A 13459-nucleotide genomic window follows, 5' to 3' on the forward strand; every position below is an offset into this window, starting at 1 on the left:
GTCAAGCGACGGCTACGACGTCGAGAATCCGCTGGACCACCCGGTCCTGGTCGATACCGGCGGCTTCGGCTTCAAAGGAAAGAATGATGCGGTGGCGCAGTACGTCGAACAGCACGGCTTGAATGTCTTCGGGGCTGACGAAATCTCGCCCGGCGAGCCAGGCGTGGGCCCGGGCGCAACGGTCCAGGGCAATCGAGCCGCGAGGGCTGGCGCCATAGGCGATCCATTCGGCCATCTCCGGGTCGAACTTGGCCGGGGTGCGCGTGGCCATGACCAGTTGCACCAGGTATTCCTCCACGGCGTCGGCCATGTACAGGCCGAGAATCTCCTTGCGCGCGGCGAAGATTGCCTGCTGGCTGACCCGTCGCTCGGGCTTGGTTTCGCCGTTCAAGGCTTCGCCGCGGGCTTGCTGCAGGATGCGGCGTTCGACGGCAGCGTCCGGAAAGCCGATTTTCACGTGCATCAGGAAACGGTCCAGCTGCGCTTCGGGCAACGGGTAGGTGCCTTCCTGCTCGATCGGGTTCTGCGTGGCCATCACCAGGAACAACGGCGACAACTCATAGGTGCTGCGCCCGACACTGACCTGACGCTCGCCCATGGCTTCGAGCAGTGCCGACTGGACCTTGGCCGGTGCCCGGTTGATTTCGTCCGCCAGCACCAGGTTGTGGAAGATCGGCCCTTGCTGGAACACGAAACTGCCGGTCTCCGGGCGATAGATTTCCGTGCCGGTGATGTCGGCCGGCAACAGGTCGGGGGTGAACTGGATGCGGTGGAACTGGGCTTCGATGCCTTCGGCGAGTTCTTTGATGGCCTTGGTCTTGGCCAGGCCCGGCGCGCCCTCGACCAGCATGTGGCCGTCGGCAAGCAAGGCGATGAGCAAGCGCTCGATGAGTTTTTCCTGGCCGAGAATCTGCGTTGAAAGAAAGGTTCGCAGCGCAAGCAGCGCTTCACGATGTTCCATCGATGACTGTTCCTGGAAAGGGTGACCGCAGACGTTCCGGTAACGCCAGGGCTGGGGGCGTTACTTTAAAGCATCGCGGGGGGTGGCGACTAACGGCATTTTGCTTAAAAGGTGGGAAATGCTTGAGGAAACTCTTTGAAATTTGCAGGGCGGGGAGCTCGGTGGTGAGCTCTCGGACCTCTTCGCGAGCAGGCTCGCTCCCACAGGTGACCGAATCGGTTGATTGAAACGCGATCATTGTGGGAGCGAGCCTGCTCGCGAAGGGGCCGGCACAGGCGCCTGAATCAGAGCTCGCTGATATAGGTCCCGGTCCCCTTGAGAATATTCTGCAAGGTTTCTTCCACCTCCGCCAGATCGCTCGCATCAGTGTTGTGAATGATCTCCAGAGAATCATCCCCATTCAACGCATCGGCATCAGCCGCCGCAATTTCGATCAGCAGGCGAGTAGGGCTGAGAGTGACTTTCACGCCGTCCAGGGTCGAAGGCTCGCCGTCGAGGGTGATTTCCAGTTCGTCTTCGTCCGGGTAGCGAGTCATCAGGAACATATCGCCCCGTTCACTGTGGCAGCACAGCATCGCCATGTTGTCTTCCTCGTCATCGCAGGGGTTGACGATCAAGAGGGGGGTGGTCATTTGCATGGGGAAATCCTGGCTCGGCGAGCGTTGTGGGCGCAACAAAAAACCAATTCTGCCAGCCCGCGGGAATTTCTGCTCGGCTGAGTGTCAGAGTCCATGTCGTGGTCATCTGGAGTGTTGCTGGTCATTTTTAGTACGCAAGTGCCGTAAAGCCGGGCATATAACGCCCGGTTTCCTGTGTGCCTGCTAGTGTTGTTCGAGGCATCGGCCACGCACTGCGTACCGATGACCGAATATGTCGCAGCACCGCAAGCACGGGCCTTGCCGCACTGGTTAAGCTGCGCATCGAATGGATACCTGTAAAGACATTGTGCAATCGATCGCAGAGTCGTTTTTACAGATGCCCATTCATGGAAGGTGAATGTGACCCGAGTGTCTCGTCCAGCTTCACCCACCTGTCATCCTGTTTCCTCTGCCCGAGAATCAGGAACAGGGTGACGGATCGCCCCGAAAGGGGTTTTGCACGCGACGCTTCCATCAATAACAAGCCCAAGCGGAGTACCACAGATGGCGTTCTTCACCGCAGCCAGCAAAGCCGACTTCCAGCACCAACTGCAAGCGGCACTGGCGCAGCACATCAGTGAACAGGCACTGCCACAAGTGGCGCTGTTCGCTGAACAATTTTTCGGCATCATTTCCCTGGACGAGCTGACCCAGCGTCGGTTGTCCGACCTCGCCGGCTGTACCCTTTCCGCGTGGCGCCTGCTTGAGCGCTTCGATCACGCGCAACCGCAAGTGCGCGTCTACAACCCCGATTACGAACGCCACGGCTGGCAGTCGACCCACACCGCGGTCGAAGTGCTGCACCACGACCTGCCGTTTTTGGTCGACTCGGTGCGTACCGAGCTGAACCGCCGCGGCTACAGCATCCATACCTTGCAGACCACTGTGCTGAGCGTGCGTCGCGGCAGCAAGGGCGAGTTGCTGGAAATCCTGCCGAAGGGCACCCAGGGCGAAGGGATCCTGCAAGAATCCCTGATGTACCTGGAAATCGATCGCTGTGCCAACACGGCCGAACTGAATGTCCTGAGCAAAGAGCTGGAACAGGTGCTTGGCGAAGTCCGCGTCGCGGTCGCCGATTTCGAGCCGATGAAAGCCAAGGTCCAGGAAATCCTCACCGGCCTGGACAACAGCCGGTTCGCTGTCGACCCTGAAGAAAAAGCCGAAATCAAAAGCTTCCTGGAATGGCTGGTGGGCAACCACTTCACCTTCCTCGGCTATGAAGAATTCGTGGTCCGCGATGAAGCCGACGGTGGTCATATCGTCTACGACCAGGATTCCTTCCTCGGCCTGACCAAGCTGCTGCGCACCGGCCTGACCTACGATGACCTGCGCATCGAAGACTACGCCGTGAACTACCTGCGCGAACCGACCCTGCTGTCGTTCGCCAAGGCCGCGCACCCAAGCCGTGTGCACCGTCCGGCCTACCCGGACTATGTATCGATCCGTGAAATCGATGCCGACGGCAAGGTCATCAAGGAATGCCGTTTCATGGGTCTGTACACCTCGGCGGTGTATGGCGAGAGCGTGCGGGTCATCCCGTACATCCGCCGCAAGGTCGAGGAAATCGAACGCCGCTCCGGCTTCCAGGCCAAGGCCCACCTGGGCAAGGAACTGGCGCAGGTGGTGGAAGTGCTGCCCCGCGACGATCTGTTCCAGACCCCGGTGGACGAGCTGTTCAACACCGTAATGTCGATCGTGCAGATCCAGGAGCGCAACAAGATCCGCGTGTTCCTGCGCAAAGACCCGTACGGCCGCTTCTGCTACTGCCTGGCCTACGTGCCGCGCGACATCTACTCCACCGAAGTGCGGCAGAAGATCCAGCAAGTGCTGATGGATCGCCTGAAAGCCTCGGATTGCGAGTTCTGGACCTTCTTCTCCGAATCGGTGCTGGCCCGTGTGCAGTTGATTCTGCGCGTCGATCCGAAGAACCGCCTGGACATCGACCCGGTCCAGCTGGAAAAAGAAGTGGTGCAAGCCTGCCGCAGCTGGCAGGACGACTACGCCACGCTGGTCGTCGAAAGCTTCGGCGAAGCCCATGGCACCAACGTGCTGGCCGACTTCCCCAAAGGCTTCCCGGCCGGTTACCGCGAGCGTTTCGCCGCCCACTCGGCGGTGGTCGACATGCAGCATCTGCTGAGCCTGAGCGAAAAAAATCCGCTGGTGATGAGCTTTTACCAGCCGCTGGCCCAGGTGTCCGGTCAGCGCATGCTGCACTGCAAGCTGTATCACGCCGATACGCCGCTGGCGCTGTCGGACGTATTGCCGATCCTGGAAAACCTCGGCCTGCGCGTGCTGGGCGAGTTCCCGTATCGCCTGCGTCACAACAATGGCCGCGAGTTCTGGATTCATGATTTCGCGTTCACCGCCGCCGAAGGCCTGGAACTCGACATCCAGCAGCTCAACGACACCCTGCAGGACGCCTTCGTCCACATCGTGCGCGGCGATGCCGAGAACGATGCGTTCAACCGCCTGGTACTGACCGCCGGCCTGCCGTGGCGTGACGTGGCGCTGCTGCGCGCTTACGCCCGCTACATGAAACAGATCCGTCTGGGCTTCGACCTGGGCTACATCGCCAGCACCCTGACCAACCACACCGACATCGCTCGCGAGTTGACCCGGTTGTTCAAGACCCGTTTCTACCTTGCGCGCAAACTCGCCAGCGACGACCTGGAAGACAAGCAGCAACGCCTGGAACACGCGATCCTGAGCGCTCTGGACGACGTCCAGGTGCTGAACGAAGACCGCATCCTGCGTCGCTACCTGGACCTGATCAAGGCCACCCTGCGCACCAACTTCTACCAGACCGATGCCCGGGGCCAGAACAAGTCGTACTTCAGCTTCAAGTTCAACCCGCACCAGATTCCGGAGCTGCCGAAGCCGGTTCCGAAGTTCGAAATCTTCGTTTACTCGCCACGCGTCGAAGGCGTGCACCTGCGCTTCGGCAACGTCGCTCGCGGCGGCCTGCGCTGGTCCGACCGTGAAGAAGACTTCCGTACCGAAGTGCTGGGCCTGGTAAAAGCCCAGCAAGTGAAGAACTCGGTCATCGTGCCGGTGGGGGCGAAGGGCGGCTTCCTGCCGCGGCGCCTGCCGTTGGGCGGCAGCCGTGACGAGATCGCGGCCGAGGGCATCGCCTGCTACCGCATCTTCATTTCGGGCCTGCTGGACATTACCGACAACCTCAAGGACGGCGCCTTGGTGCCGCCGGTCAACGTCGTGCGTCACGACGACGATGACCCGTACCTGGTCGTCGCTGCGGACAAAGGCACTGCGACCTTCTCCGACATCGCCAATGGCATCGCCATCGATTACGGCTTCTGGCTGGGCGATGCCTTTGCGTCCGGTGGTTCGGCCGGTTACGACCACAAGAAAATGGGCATCACCGCCAAGGGCGCGTGGGTCGGCGTACAACGCCACTTCCGTGAACGCGGCATCAACGTCCAGGAAGACAGCATCACCGTCGTGGGCGTCGGCGACATGGCCGGTGACGTGTTCGGCAACGGTTTGTTGATGTCCGACAAGCTGCAACTGGTCGCCGCGTTCAACCACCTGCACATCTTCATCGACCCGAACCCGGAGCCGGCCAACAGCTTCGCCGAGCGTCAGCGCCTGTTCGACCTGCCGCGCTCGGCCTGGTCGGACTACGACACCAGCATCATGTCCGAAGGCGGCGGGATCTTCTCCCGTAGCGCGAAAAGCATCGCGATTTCCCCGCAGATGAAAGAACGCTTCGACATCCAGGCCGACAAGCTGACCCCGACCGAGCTGCTCAATGCCTTGCTCAAGGCACCGGTAGACCTGTTGTGGAACGGCGGCATCGGCACCTACGTCAAGGCCAGCAGCGAAAGCCACGCCGATGTCGGCGACAAGGCCAACGACGCACTGCGCGTGAACGGCAACGAACTGCGCTGCAAGGTGGTGGGCGAGGGCGGTAACCTGGGCATGACCCAACTGGGCCGCGTCGAATTCGGTCTCAATGGCGGCGGTTCCAACACCGACTTCATCGACAACGCCGGTGGCGTGGACTGCTCCGACCACGAAGTGAACATCAAGATCCTGCTCAACGAAGTCGTGCACGCCGGTGACATGACCGAGAAGCAACGTAACCAATTGCTCGGCAGCATGACCGACGAAGTCGGCAACCTGGTGCTCGGCAACAACTACAAGCAGACTCAGGCCCTGTCCCTGGCGGCCCGTCGTGCCTACGTGCGGATTGCCGAATACAAGCGCCTGATGAACGATCTGGAAAGCCGCGGCAAGCTGGATCGCGCCATTGAGTTCCTGCCGTCGGAAGAGGCCATCAACGAGCGCGTCGCGGAAGGCCACGGCCTGACCCGTGCCGAGCTGTCGGTGCTGATTTCCTACAGCAAGATCGACCTCAAGGAGGCGCTGCTCAATTCCCTGGTGCCGGACGACGACTACCTGACGCGCGACATGGAAACCGCTTTCCCGCCAAGCCTGGTGAGCAAGTTCTCCGCCGCCATGCGCCGTCACCGCCTGAAGCGCGAAATCGTCAGCACCCAGATCGCCAACGATCTGGTGAACCACATGGGCATCACCTTCGTGCAGCGACTCAAGGAGTCGACCGGCATGAGCCCGGCGAATGTGGCCGGTGCCTATGTCATCGTGCGTGACATCTTCCACCTCCCGCATTGGTTCCGTCAGATCGAAGCCCTGGATTATCAGGTATCGGCCGACGTGCAACTGGAGCTGATGGATGAGCTGATGCGCCTGGGCCGTCGCGCTACGCGCTGGTTCCTGCGCAGCCGTCGCAACGAGCAGAACGCTGCCCGTGACGTCGCGCACTTCGGTCCGCACCTGGCGGCGCTGGGCCTCAAGCTCGACGAACTGCTGGAAGGTCCGACCCGGGTCGGCTGGCAGACTCGTTACCAGGCTTACGTTGCCGCTGGCGTACCCGAGTTGCTGGCGCGGATGGTTGCAGGCACCACTCACCTGTACACCTTGCTGCCGATCATCGAAGCCTCCGACGTGACCGGCCAGAACCCGGTCGACGTGGCCAAGGCTTACTTTGCCGTGGGCAGTGCGCTGGACATCACCTGGTACCTGCAACAGATCAGCGCCCTGCCGGTTGAAAACAACTGGCAGGCCCTGGCCCGTGAAGCGTTCCGTGATGATGTCGACTGGCAACAACGTGCGATCACCATCTCGGTCCTGCAACAGGGCGATGGCTCCCAGGACGTGGAAACACGCCTGGAGCTGTGGATGGAGCAGCACGAAGGCATGGTCGAGCGCTGGCGCGCCATGCTGGTGGAACTGCGAGCCGCCAGCGGCACGGACTACGCCATGTACGCGGTGGCCAACCGCGAACTGTTGGACCTGGCGTTGAGCGGGCAAGCGGTAGTGCCTGCCGCTGCACCGGCCAGCAAGGTGCTGGAACCGGCTGCCTGATCAGGCGTTGAACGAAAAAGCCCCGCATCGAGAGATGCGGGGCTTTTTTTTGTTTTGATCATTCCCACGCTCTGCGTGGGAATGCCGCCACGGACGCTCTGCGTCCGCTGTTGAGGCTGTGACGCAGAGCGCCACGAGATTCATTCCCACGCAGAGCGTGGGAACGATCTTTAAAAGGCCATTTGCCTCAATACAACTTCCAGCCTGTTTTATTATCAATCATCGACACTTTATCTGTCGGCCCGGTCAATAAATTACTGAGCGATTGGTCAAACTTCTGCAGCGCCCGAACTTGTACATTCTGCTGTTCATTAATGTCCGCAACAATCTCCTCGCTGCGCTTATAATCCGCCCATAACGGACTCAGCGCTTTAGCGTCATACCCTTGTGCAGTACCAATGTAGTTGAAGTTCGAATCATAGAACATCGCACGGACATCCGCCTCGATGTCCGAGCTGCGCGACGTCATCAACTGACTGCGGGTATCGACTATCGCGACAACATCCGGTTTCGCCGCCCTGAGACTCTGCAGGTCCGGATACACCGTCACCGAGCCGAACTGACGTTGCAGGGAAGCCTTGACCCAGTCCACGGCCAGGTCCGGTTTTGAGGTGGCCACATAGGCATCGTGAATGGACTGCACCAGCAGACTCTGACCGAAACCTGTACCGGCGTTGGCCTGGTAGCGCTGAAGGTAGGCGCGGTTGGCCTGGGTATTGTGACTGTAGACAAGGCCCAGGGACACGTTGCGGCCGCTGGTGACACTCGTGGCACTGCTGCGGCCGACCGGTTCGGTGAACAGGCTGCCGAGGGAAGAAACGGCTTTCGGTGCAGTGGGAACCGAACAGCCCGCTAGAAGAACCGTCATCGTCAAGGTACTGACAAGCGCAAGTTTCATGGTGTTTCTCCAGTGAAACAACTTGAGTTGGAATGCTTTAGATGCCGTAGTGGGCGGCGGTGATTCCAGACTAAACCTGTCGCGGCTCATTGTAAGAGCCCATCTTTGACCCAGACTGGTGATCACTAGTTTTTGTTTGGTTTAAAAGGTGCCGGCTAATTGCTTCGGGAAATAAACAGGTTCCAATTCGTCATGACTGCCTGTTTATTTATGGCTGATGTAACAGCTATCAGTTTTCCAGAGGGATCAAGACTTTCTCTTCCGGCGACAGCACCATGAATACCAACAACTTGGCAGGCTGGGTAGCGCTGGCATTTTTCGACACCAGATGTTCCGATCCAGCCGCCTCGTACCAATATTCGCCAGTCTTGTAGGTCATCTCCTTTTCACCCTTCACCTGGGAAGTGACGGCACCGGAAAGAACGTAGGCCATGGCCGTTCCCTCGTGCTTGTGAGCGATCGACGATTGGCCGGGCTGATAGTCGACTTCGATCATCAAGGCTTTTTTGCCCGGTACGTTTTTCAGCATCTGGTCCTGCAATACCGTGACTTTTTCCGAAGGGGCGCCGGTTTCATGGGCGAATGCAGCGGCTGAAACGGTCAGGGCCAGGGTGGCGATGGAGGCAGCACAGAAACGCAAAGCTTTCATGGTTCATTACCTGCGGTGGTGAGTTGTCAGGGACCACGGTAATTCGCCAGCCGGGGCAATCAAACAGCCAATTTTCGCGAAGGTAAGGGGACCAATTGGCAACGCTGGAATCAAAAGATCGCAGCCTTCGGCAGCTCCTGCAGGGGTACCCGTTGCCCTGCAGGAGTGGCTGGAGACTGCGATCTAACTTTTTAAACGATAGGGAAACTATTGAAGTCGACGGCGTTGGCCAGTCGGCTGTCGATCAGGCCGATAAAGCCTTGCACTTCAGGGTTGTTGAAATGCATCTGCATGGCGGCTTCCGATTGCCAGCGGGCGCTGACTGTCCAGCGGGTGTCGTCCTCGGGGCAGCGGTCCACCATATAGGAGTCGCAACCCGGTAGTTCACGCAGGGTTTCGACGATTTTTTGCAGTTGCCTGCCGAGCTCTTCCGAGCGGCCGGCCGCAGCCTGCACCTTCACGGTATTGATCACTTCGTTGGACATTGCTCACACTCCTGAATCAGGCCGGACGAATCCTGCTCACTGAGAGATCACGCCCATTCAGGATAGGCCTGGCCCATCGGACCACCAATAGCCAATCGCCGGATAAAAACCCAGACCAATCCGTCAGGCGACCTGCTGCAAAATGTCCCGAACACGGTCCAGGGCGATGTCGATGTCCAGGGTTTCGATGGCGCCAAAGCCCAGGAAAAACCCGGCCTGTGGTGCTTGCTGGTAGAAAAAGCTGTCGATGGCGTAAAGGCCGACTTCGACCTTTCTGGCGAGCGTAATCACTAATGGAATATCGATAGGCACTTTGCACATAACCACCATGTGGAAGCCGGCCGTGGTCGGCACGGCCTCAAGCCAGGGCGCAAGGTCGCCGGCCATGCGCGCGAGGATTCGTTCGCGGCGCCCGGCATAGATCGTATGGCAGCGCCGAATGTGCTTGAGCAGGCAGCCTTCGGCGATGAACTTGGCCAGTGCCCATTGGGGCAGGGTGGAGGTGTGCAGATCGGTGAGTTGCTTGGCGCGAATCACCGCTTCAAGAATGGCCGGCGGCAGAATCGCATAACCCAGTCGCAATTCCGGCAACAGGGTTTTGGAAAAGGTGCCGACATAAGCGACGATCCCACGCTCATCCATGCTTTGCAGGGAGTCGGTGGGACGGCCTTCGTAGCGGAATTCGCTATCGTAATCGTCTTCGATGATGATCGCGCCCAGGGCGTAGGCCCGTTCCAGCAGCGCCACCCGACGCTCCTGGCTCATGGGCATGCCCAGGGGGAACTGGTGGGACGGGGTAACGTAAATCAGCCGGGTGCCCTCGGGAATCTTGTCGACCTGCAGGCCTTCGGCATCTACCGGCACCCCGATCACACGGGCGCCGTGGGTGCCGAACAGCAAGCGCGCCGGCGGGTACCCGGGGTCTTCCATGGCCACCAGGCTGCCCGGGCTCGTCAGGACCCGGGAAATCAGGTCCAGCGCCTGTTGCGCACCGTTGCACACCACCACGTCCTCATCCTGGCAGTTGACCCCGCGAGAAAACGCGATATGCCGTGCAATTGCGTTGCGCAACGCCGGCAGGCCCTCGGGCAAGCTGTAAAAGCCCTTGGAACCGGCGATCTGGCGCAAGGCGTGCGAGGTGCAGCGCCGCCAGTCGTCCTGGGGAAACTGGCCCTTGCTGGTGGCGCCGCCGATGAAGTCGTAGCGCAACGAGCCTTCCAGGGTCGGATGGCGCAGAAACACCGGCAGGTTGCGCCAGGTCTCGATGACATCAAAACCGGCCAGTTCCGAATGGCTCTGTTTCCGGGTGACTTTCGCCGCGCGGGCGTTGACGTAGGTGCCTTTGCCGATCACCCCGGTCAGGAAGTTTTCGTAGGTCAGCTGGGTGTAGGTGTCGGAAATGGTCTTGCGCGAAATGCCCAGCTGTTGCGCCAGCAACCTGCTGGGCGGAAGCTGCGTCCCGGCTGCCAGGCGGCCGGATTCGATGGCGCTGCGCAGCTGCTGGTACAACTGGCCTGACAAGTCCTTGCGGCCGTTGATGACAACATGAAGTTCCATACCGGCGAGGCTCCTGCAGCGGTTGTGGCGCGTGTGCGTCGCGCCAGATTACCTGCATGAGCGGCTGCGCAATAGTTGCGTGGGCGAAAAACTGCGGATTGGTCTGCTGCCTGAGTGGTGCAGCGGTTTTTCGCTGAATTGGATCTGTAACGCCCGTGCATCAGCGTCTACCTTGGATGTACACGTCCGATCAATCAGGTTGCCCCATGAGCCCCCGTCTGGATTACTACAGCGCTTCGCCCAAGGCGATGAAAGCGATGATTGCCATGGAAGCCTTGACCAGCAACCTCAGCATCGAGCCGGCCTTGCTGCACCTGATCAAGATCCGCGCCTCGCAACTCAATGGCTGCGCCTTCTGCACCGATATGCACTCGGTGGATGCCCGGCGTCTCGGTGAGACCGATCGCCGGCTGTATTCGATTGTGGTCTGGCGCGACAGCGGCTTTTTCAACGCTCGGGAACGCGCGGCGCTGGCGTGGACCGAAGCGGTGACGCTGCTGTCGGAAAGTCATGTGCCGGATGACGTCTATGAACAGGCCCGCAGGGAATTCAACGAAAACGAAATGGTGGACCTGACCATCGCCGTCACCACCATCAACAGCTGGAATCGCCTGGCGGTGAGTTTTCGGCAGACCCCCAGCGAGTGAGGCAACTGTCACACCAGGTTCATGAAAGACGCTCAAGATAGGAGGCTTCGGAAACGGATCGACAAGGAGTCATCGATGCCCTATATGGAAACCTCAGGCCGTCAAGGAGTCGCCCGCTATCGCGCGCCTGTAGCCACTACCCTGTCCTGGCGCACGCTGGCGGCGGCGCTCGATCCAGAGCTCGTGCAGTCGTTCCGGGTCATTGCCCGGTGCGGCTGTTTCATGCAGGCGGCCCGTAGCCTCAACATCAAGGCGACCCTGCTGCGCAAACAATTGGCGCAGCTTGAATCGCAATTGCAGTGTTCACTGTTCAGCCATAACGACAATGGTCTTGCCCTCAGCCGTGATGGTTTGCAGCTGCAGGCGCAGTTGATCGCCTTGGCCCATGAACGTGAATTGCCGGTGATCGAACAGCCGTTGATACGCCTGGCCGTCAGCGAAACCATCCTGCACGACATTCTCGGCCGCGACCTGGTCTCGCTGTTGCGCCGCAATGCCAGCGTACGCCTGGACATCATCTCCCTGGACAGCGAATTGTCCCTGCAAGCCATCAGTGCCGACGTGGTGGTATGGCTGGCCGGCACTGATTCACCGTTGCCAGGCCCGTGTTTTTTCACCAGCGAACCCCAAGGGCTGGCGCGGCTCGATTACCTGCCGCACATCGCCAAGCGCTATTCGCGGGTCGCGGCCCGGCCGGACAGCCTGGAAGACCTGGCCGATTTCATGCTGGTGCAGTGGCAGCATGATCGTCAGGTCGAGCATTTTCGGCCATGGAACAATGTGGTGGATCAACGCCTGGCGGGGGTGGTGCAGTTGCATTCCTATGAACTGATGCTGGAGATGATCCGCTGCAGCGCATGCATTGGCCTGCTGCCGCACTATATGAGCCGGTTCGACCGGGGGTTGGTGGCATTGCCGGGACTGTTCGGGCAACCGATGCAGCGCCAGGTGTGGATGGCGGTCAATGCCGATTCCCGGGAAGAGGCCGGGGTGCGGATGATCGTCGAGTTGATCCACAACACCTTCGAAGAGCGGCGGGAGTGGTTCGAAAGCTGAACGCGCTTGAACTGTAGGAGCCGGCTTGCTGGCGAAGGCGTCGTCATGGGCATTGCAAGGCTCGAGGCCGCCTTCGCTGCGGTGCGGCGACCCGACAAGCCAGCTCCTACATGGGGTCTCGCCATACCGGAAGAATGCGTTACTGGTCACCCCCAGTCAGTACCGCTCACGCTTTTAGTCGTACGCCGCCAGCGCGCATCTGCCATGCTCAAAGTCCGCAGCACCGCTTCAATCAAAGGAACACCGCAATGGACGACGTACAGCAACTGGGTGAGATGCTTCGCCACTACGCAGAAAGCGAAGCGCACAAGAAACAACTGTTTGAGTCGCAATCGGCCGTGTGGGCGACGCGCATTAGTGAGCTGTTCGATCAGATCCAGCAGTGGCTGGAACCGGTCAAGGCGCCCAACCTGCTGGAAGTGAGCCGCGAGGCCTATGTTGCATCGGGACCCAGCGTTCCGCTCGAGACCTCGACCTTCAAGACCGAAAAACTGAGCATCGTCATAGCCGGCAAACCGGTGGAGTTCGTGCCGGATGTGATGGGTGCCGGTGGCCAGATATCCCTGGCGGTGATGGGCCTGACTGCCGCGCGGTATGGCAGCATTTCGCTGGTGTGCCTGCCGCCGTCGAACAGCTGGCAGTGGCGCAAGACCAACGGCCTGAAAGACCCGGACACCTTTGCGTTCGATGCAAACTTCCTGGCGCAGCAGTTGCAGAGCCTGATCCCGCGCGACCGCGGCTGATCCGAGACCGCTTTCGCTGGCAAGCCAGCTCCTGTAGGAGCGAGCTTGCTCGCGAAAAACCGGAGAACGACGCGGCATGTCAGATTTGCCGCGTCATCGTTGACGACCATCGTCGGAACGCCGCCCGGAGCAAGCCAGCTCCTTCAGGAGCTGGCTTGCCAGCGAAGACGTCAGTGACTGCACCTCACATTTGCAGATTCACCCACCCAGGTTTTTCTACCTCCGGCGCCACCGCTTTAACCGTCTTCCCCGTCGCCAATTCCACCCGCCGCGCCACCTCCGGATCATCGGCAAACGGAATCAGGCTCGCATCCTCCAGACTCTCAGCCGTCTGATGCTTCAGGCAGTATTCAACCGCCAACCAAAGCCCCATCACGCCGACTATATTCAGCACGACCTCGATCATCTCAAGCTCCTCG

At 60.1% G+C, this 13459-nt stretch carries 11 protein-coding genes; 4 read left to right on the top strand and 7 right to left on the bottom strand.

Annotation, left to right across the window (positions count from 1 at the left end; genetic code table 11):
* Window position 1: 1 nt before the first annotated feature.
* Window positions 2-961: an AAA family ATPase gene (locus F8N96_RS31910; RefSeq protein WP_008150800.1), complete on the bottom strand. Its 960-nt coding sequence runs from the start codon at window positions 959-961 to the stop codon at window positions 2-4.
* Between the two features lie 284 nt (window positions 962-1245).
* Window positions 1246-1599 (bottom strand): hypothetical protein, encoded by a 354-nt coding sequence (locus tag F8N96_RS31915; RefSeq protein ID WP_150801158.1) that lies wholly within the window; start codon window positions 1597-1599, stop codon window positions 1246-1248.
* A gap of 504 nt (window positions 1600-2103) precedes the next feature.
* Here F8N96_RS31915 and F8N96_RS31920 point away from each other — a divergent pair.
* Entirely contained in the window at window positions 2104-7005 is a 4902-nt protein-coding gene (locus F8N96_RS31920; protein WP_150801159.1) for an NAD-glutamate dehydrogenase, read from the top strand.
* A gap of 187 nt (window positions 7006-7192) precedes the next feature.
* Here F8N96_RS31920 and F8N96_RS31930 read toward each other — a convergent pair whose 3' ends face one another.
* The 4 genes from F8N96_RS31930 to F8N96_RS31945 form a co-directional block, all read right to left on the bottom strand.
* On the bottom strand, window positions 7193-7903 hold the full coding sequence (locus F8N96_RS31930; protein WP_150801160.1) for an ATPase: 711 nt from the start codon (window positions 7901-7903) through the stop codon (window positions 7193-7195).
* A 229-nt stretch (window positions 7904-8132) separates the two neighbouring features.
* Window positions 8133-8552, bottom strand: a complete 420-nt coding sequence (locus tag F8N96_RS31935) for a cupin domain-containing protein (protein ID WP_150801161.1) — start codon at window positions 8550-8552, stop codon at window positions 8133-8135.
* 191 nt (window positions 8553-8743) lie between these two features.
* A complete protein-coding gene (locus tag F8N96_RS31940; protein WP_150768171.1) occupies window positions 8744-9037 on the bottom strand; it encodes an antibiotic biosynthesis monooxygenase family protein in 294 nt (97 codons plus the stop codon).
* A gap of 123 nt (window positions 9038-9160) precedes the next feature.
* Entirely contained in the window at window positions 9161-10594 is a 1434-nt protein-coding gene (locus tag F8N96_RS31945) for a PLP-dependent aminotransferase family protein (RefSeq protein WP_150801162.1), read from the bottom strand.
* Window positions 10595-10800: 206 nt separating this feature from the next.
* Here F8N96_RS31945 and F8N96_RS31950 point away from each other — a divergent pair, with 206 nt between their 5' ends.
* The 3 genes from F8N96_RS31950 to F8N96_RS31960 all read left to right on the top strand — a co-directional run bounded on the left by F8N96_RS31950 (window position 10801) and on the right by F8N96_RS31960 (window position 13040).
* Window positions 10801-11241: a carboxymuconolactone decarboxylase family protein gene (locus F8N96_RS31950; protein ID WP_150801163.1), complete on the top strand. Its 441-nt coding sequence runs from the start codon at window positions 10801-10803 to the stop codon at window positions 11239-11241.
* Window positions 11242-11316: 75 nt separating this feature from the next.
* Window positions 11317-12297 (top strand): LysR family transcriptional regulator, encoded by a 981-nt coding sequence (locus F8N96_RS31955; protein ID WP_150801164.1) that lies wholly within the window; start codon window positions 11317-11319, stop codon window positions 12295-12297.
* Window positions 12298-12545: 248 nt separating this feature from the next.
* Window positions 12546-13040 (top strand): hypothetical protein, encoded by a 495-nt coding sequence (locus F8N96_RS31960; protein WP_150801165.1) that lies wholly within the window; start codon window positions 12546-12548, stop codon window positions 13038-13040.
* Between the two features lie 184 nt (window positions 13041-13224).
* Here F8N96_RS31960 and F8N96_RS31970 read toward each other — a convergent pair whose 3' ends face one another.
* Window positions 13225-13446 (bottom strand): cbb3-type cytochrome c oxidase subunit 3, encoded by a 222-nt coding sequence (locus F8N96_RS31970; protein ID WP_150801166.1) that lies wholly within the window; start codon window positions 13444-13446, stop codon window positions 13225-13227.
* Window positions 13447-13459: the final 13 nt, after the last annotated feature.

The organism is Pseudomonas fluorescens (assembly GCF_902497855.1).
Lineage (GTDB): Bacteria > Pseudomonadota > Gammaproteobacteria > Pseudomonadales > Pseudomonadaceae > Aquipseudomonas > Aquipseudomonas fluorescens_BI.

What these genes read in the sequence shown, in the direction of transcription:
- F8N96_RS31935 (WP_150801161.1), bottom strand. Translation starts at nt 8,552, where the DNA reads ATGAAAGCTTTGCGTTTCTGTGCTGCCTCCATCGCCACCCTGGCCCTG.
- F8N96_RS31950 (WP_150801163.1), top strand. Translation starts at nt 10,801, where the DNA reads ATGAGCCCCCGTCTGGATTACTACAGCGCTTCGCCCAAGGCGATGAAA.
- F8N96_RS31960 (WP_150801165.1), top strand. Translation starts at nt 12,546, where the DNA reads ATGGACGACGTACAGCAACTGGGTGAGATGCTTCGCCACTACGCAGAA.
- F8N96_RS31910 (WP_008150800.1), bottom strand. Translation starts at nt 961, where the DNA reads ATGGAACATCGTGAAGCGCTGCTTGCGCTGCGAACCTTTCTTTCAACG.
- F8N96_RS31970 (WP_150801166.1), bottom strand. Translation starts at nt 13,446, where the DNA reads ATGATCGAGGTCGTGCTGAATATAGTCGGCGTGATGGGGCTTTGGTTG.
- F8N96_RS31920 (WP_150801159.1), top strand. Translation starts at nt 2,104, where the DNA reads ATGGCGTTCTTCACCGCAGCCAGCAAAGCCGACTTCCAGCACCAACTG.
- F8N96_RS31940 (WP_150768171.1), bottom strand. Translation starts at nt 9,037, where the DNA reads ATGTCCAACGAAGTGATCAATACCGTGAAGGTGCAGGCTGCGGCCGGC.
- F8N96_RS31915 (WP_150801158.1), bottom strand. Translation starts at nt 1,599, where the DNA reads ATGCAAATGACCACCCCCCTCTTGATCGTCAACCCCTGCGATGACGAG.
- F8N96_RS31930 (WP_150801160.1), bottom strand. Translation starts at nt 7,903, where the DNA reads ATGAAACTTGCGCTTGTCAGTACCTTGACGATGACGGTTCTTCTAGCG.
- F8N96_RS31945 (WP_150801162.1), bottom strand. Translation starts at nt 10,594, where the DNA reads ATGGAACTTCATGTTGTCATCAACGGCCGCAAGGACTTGTCAGGCCAG.
- F8N96_RS31955 (WP_150801164.1), top strand. Translation starts at nt 11,317, where the DNA reads ATGCCCTATATGGAAACCTCAGGCCGTCAAGGAGTCGCCCGCTATCGC.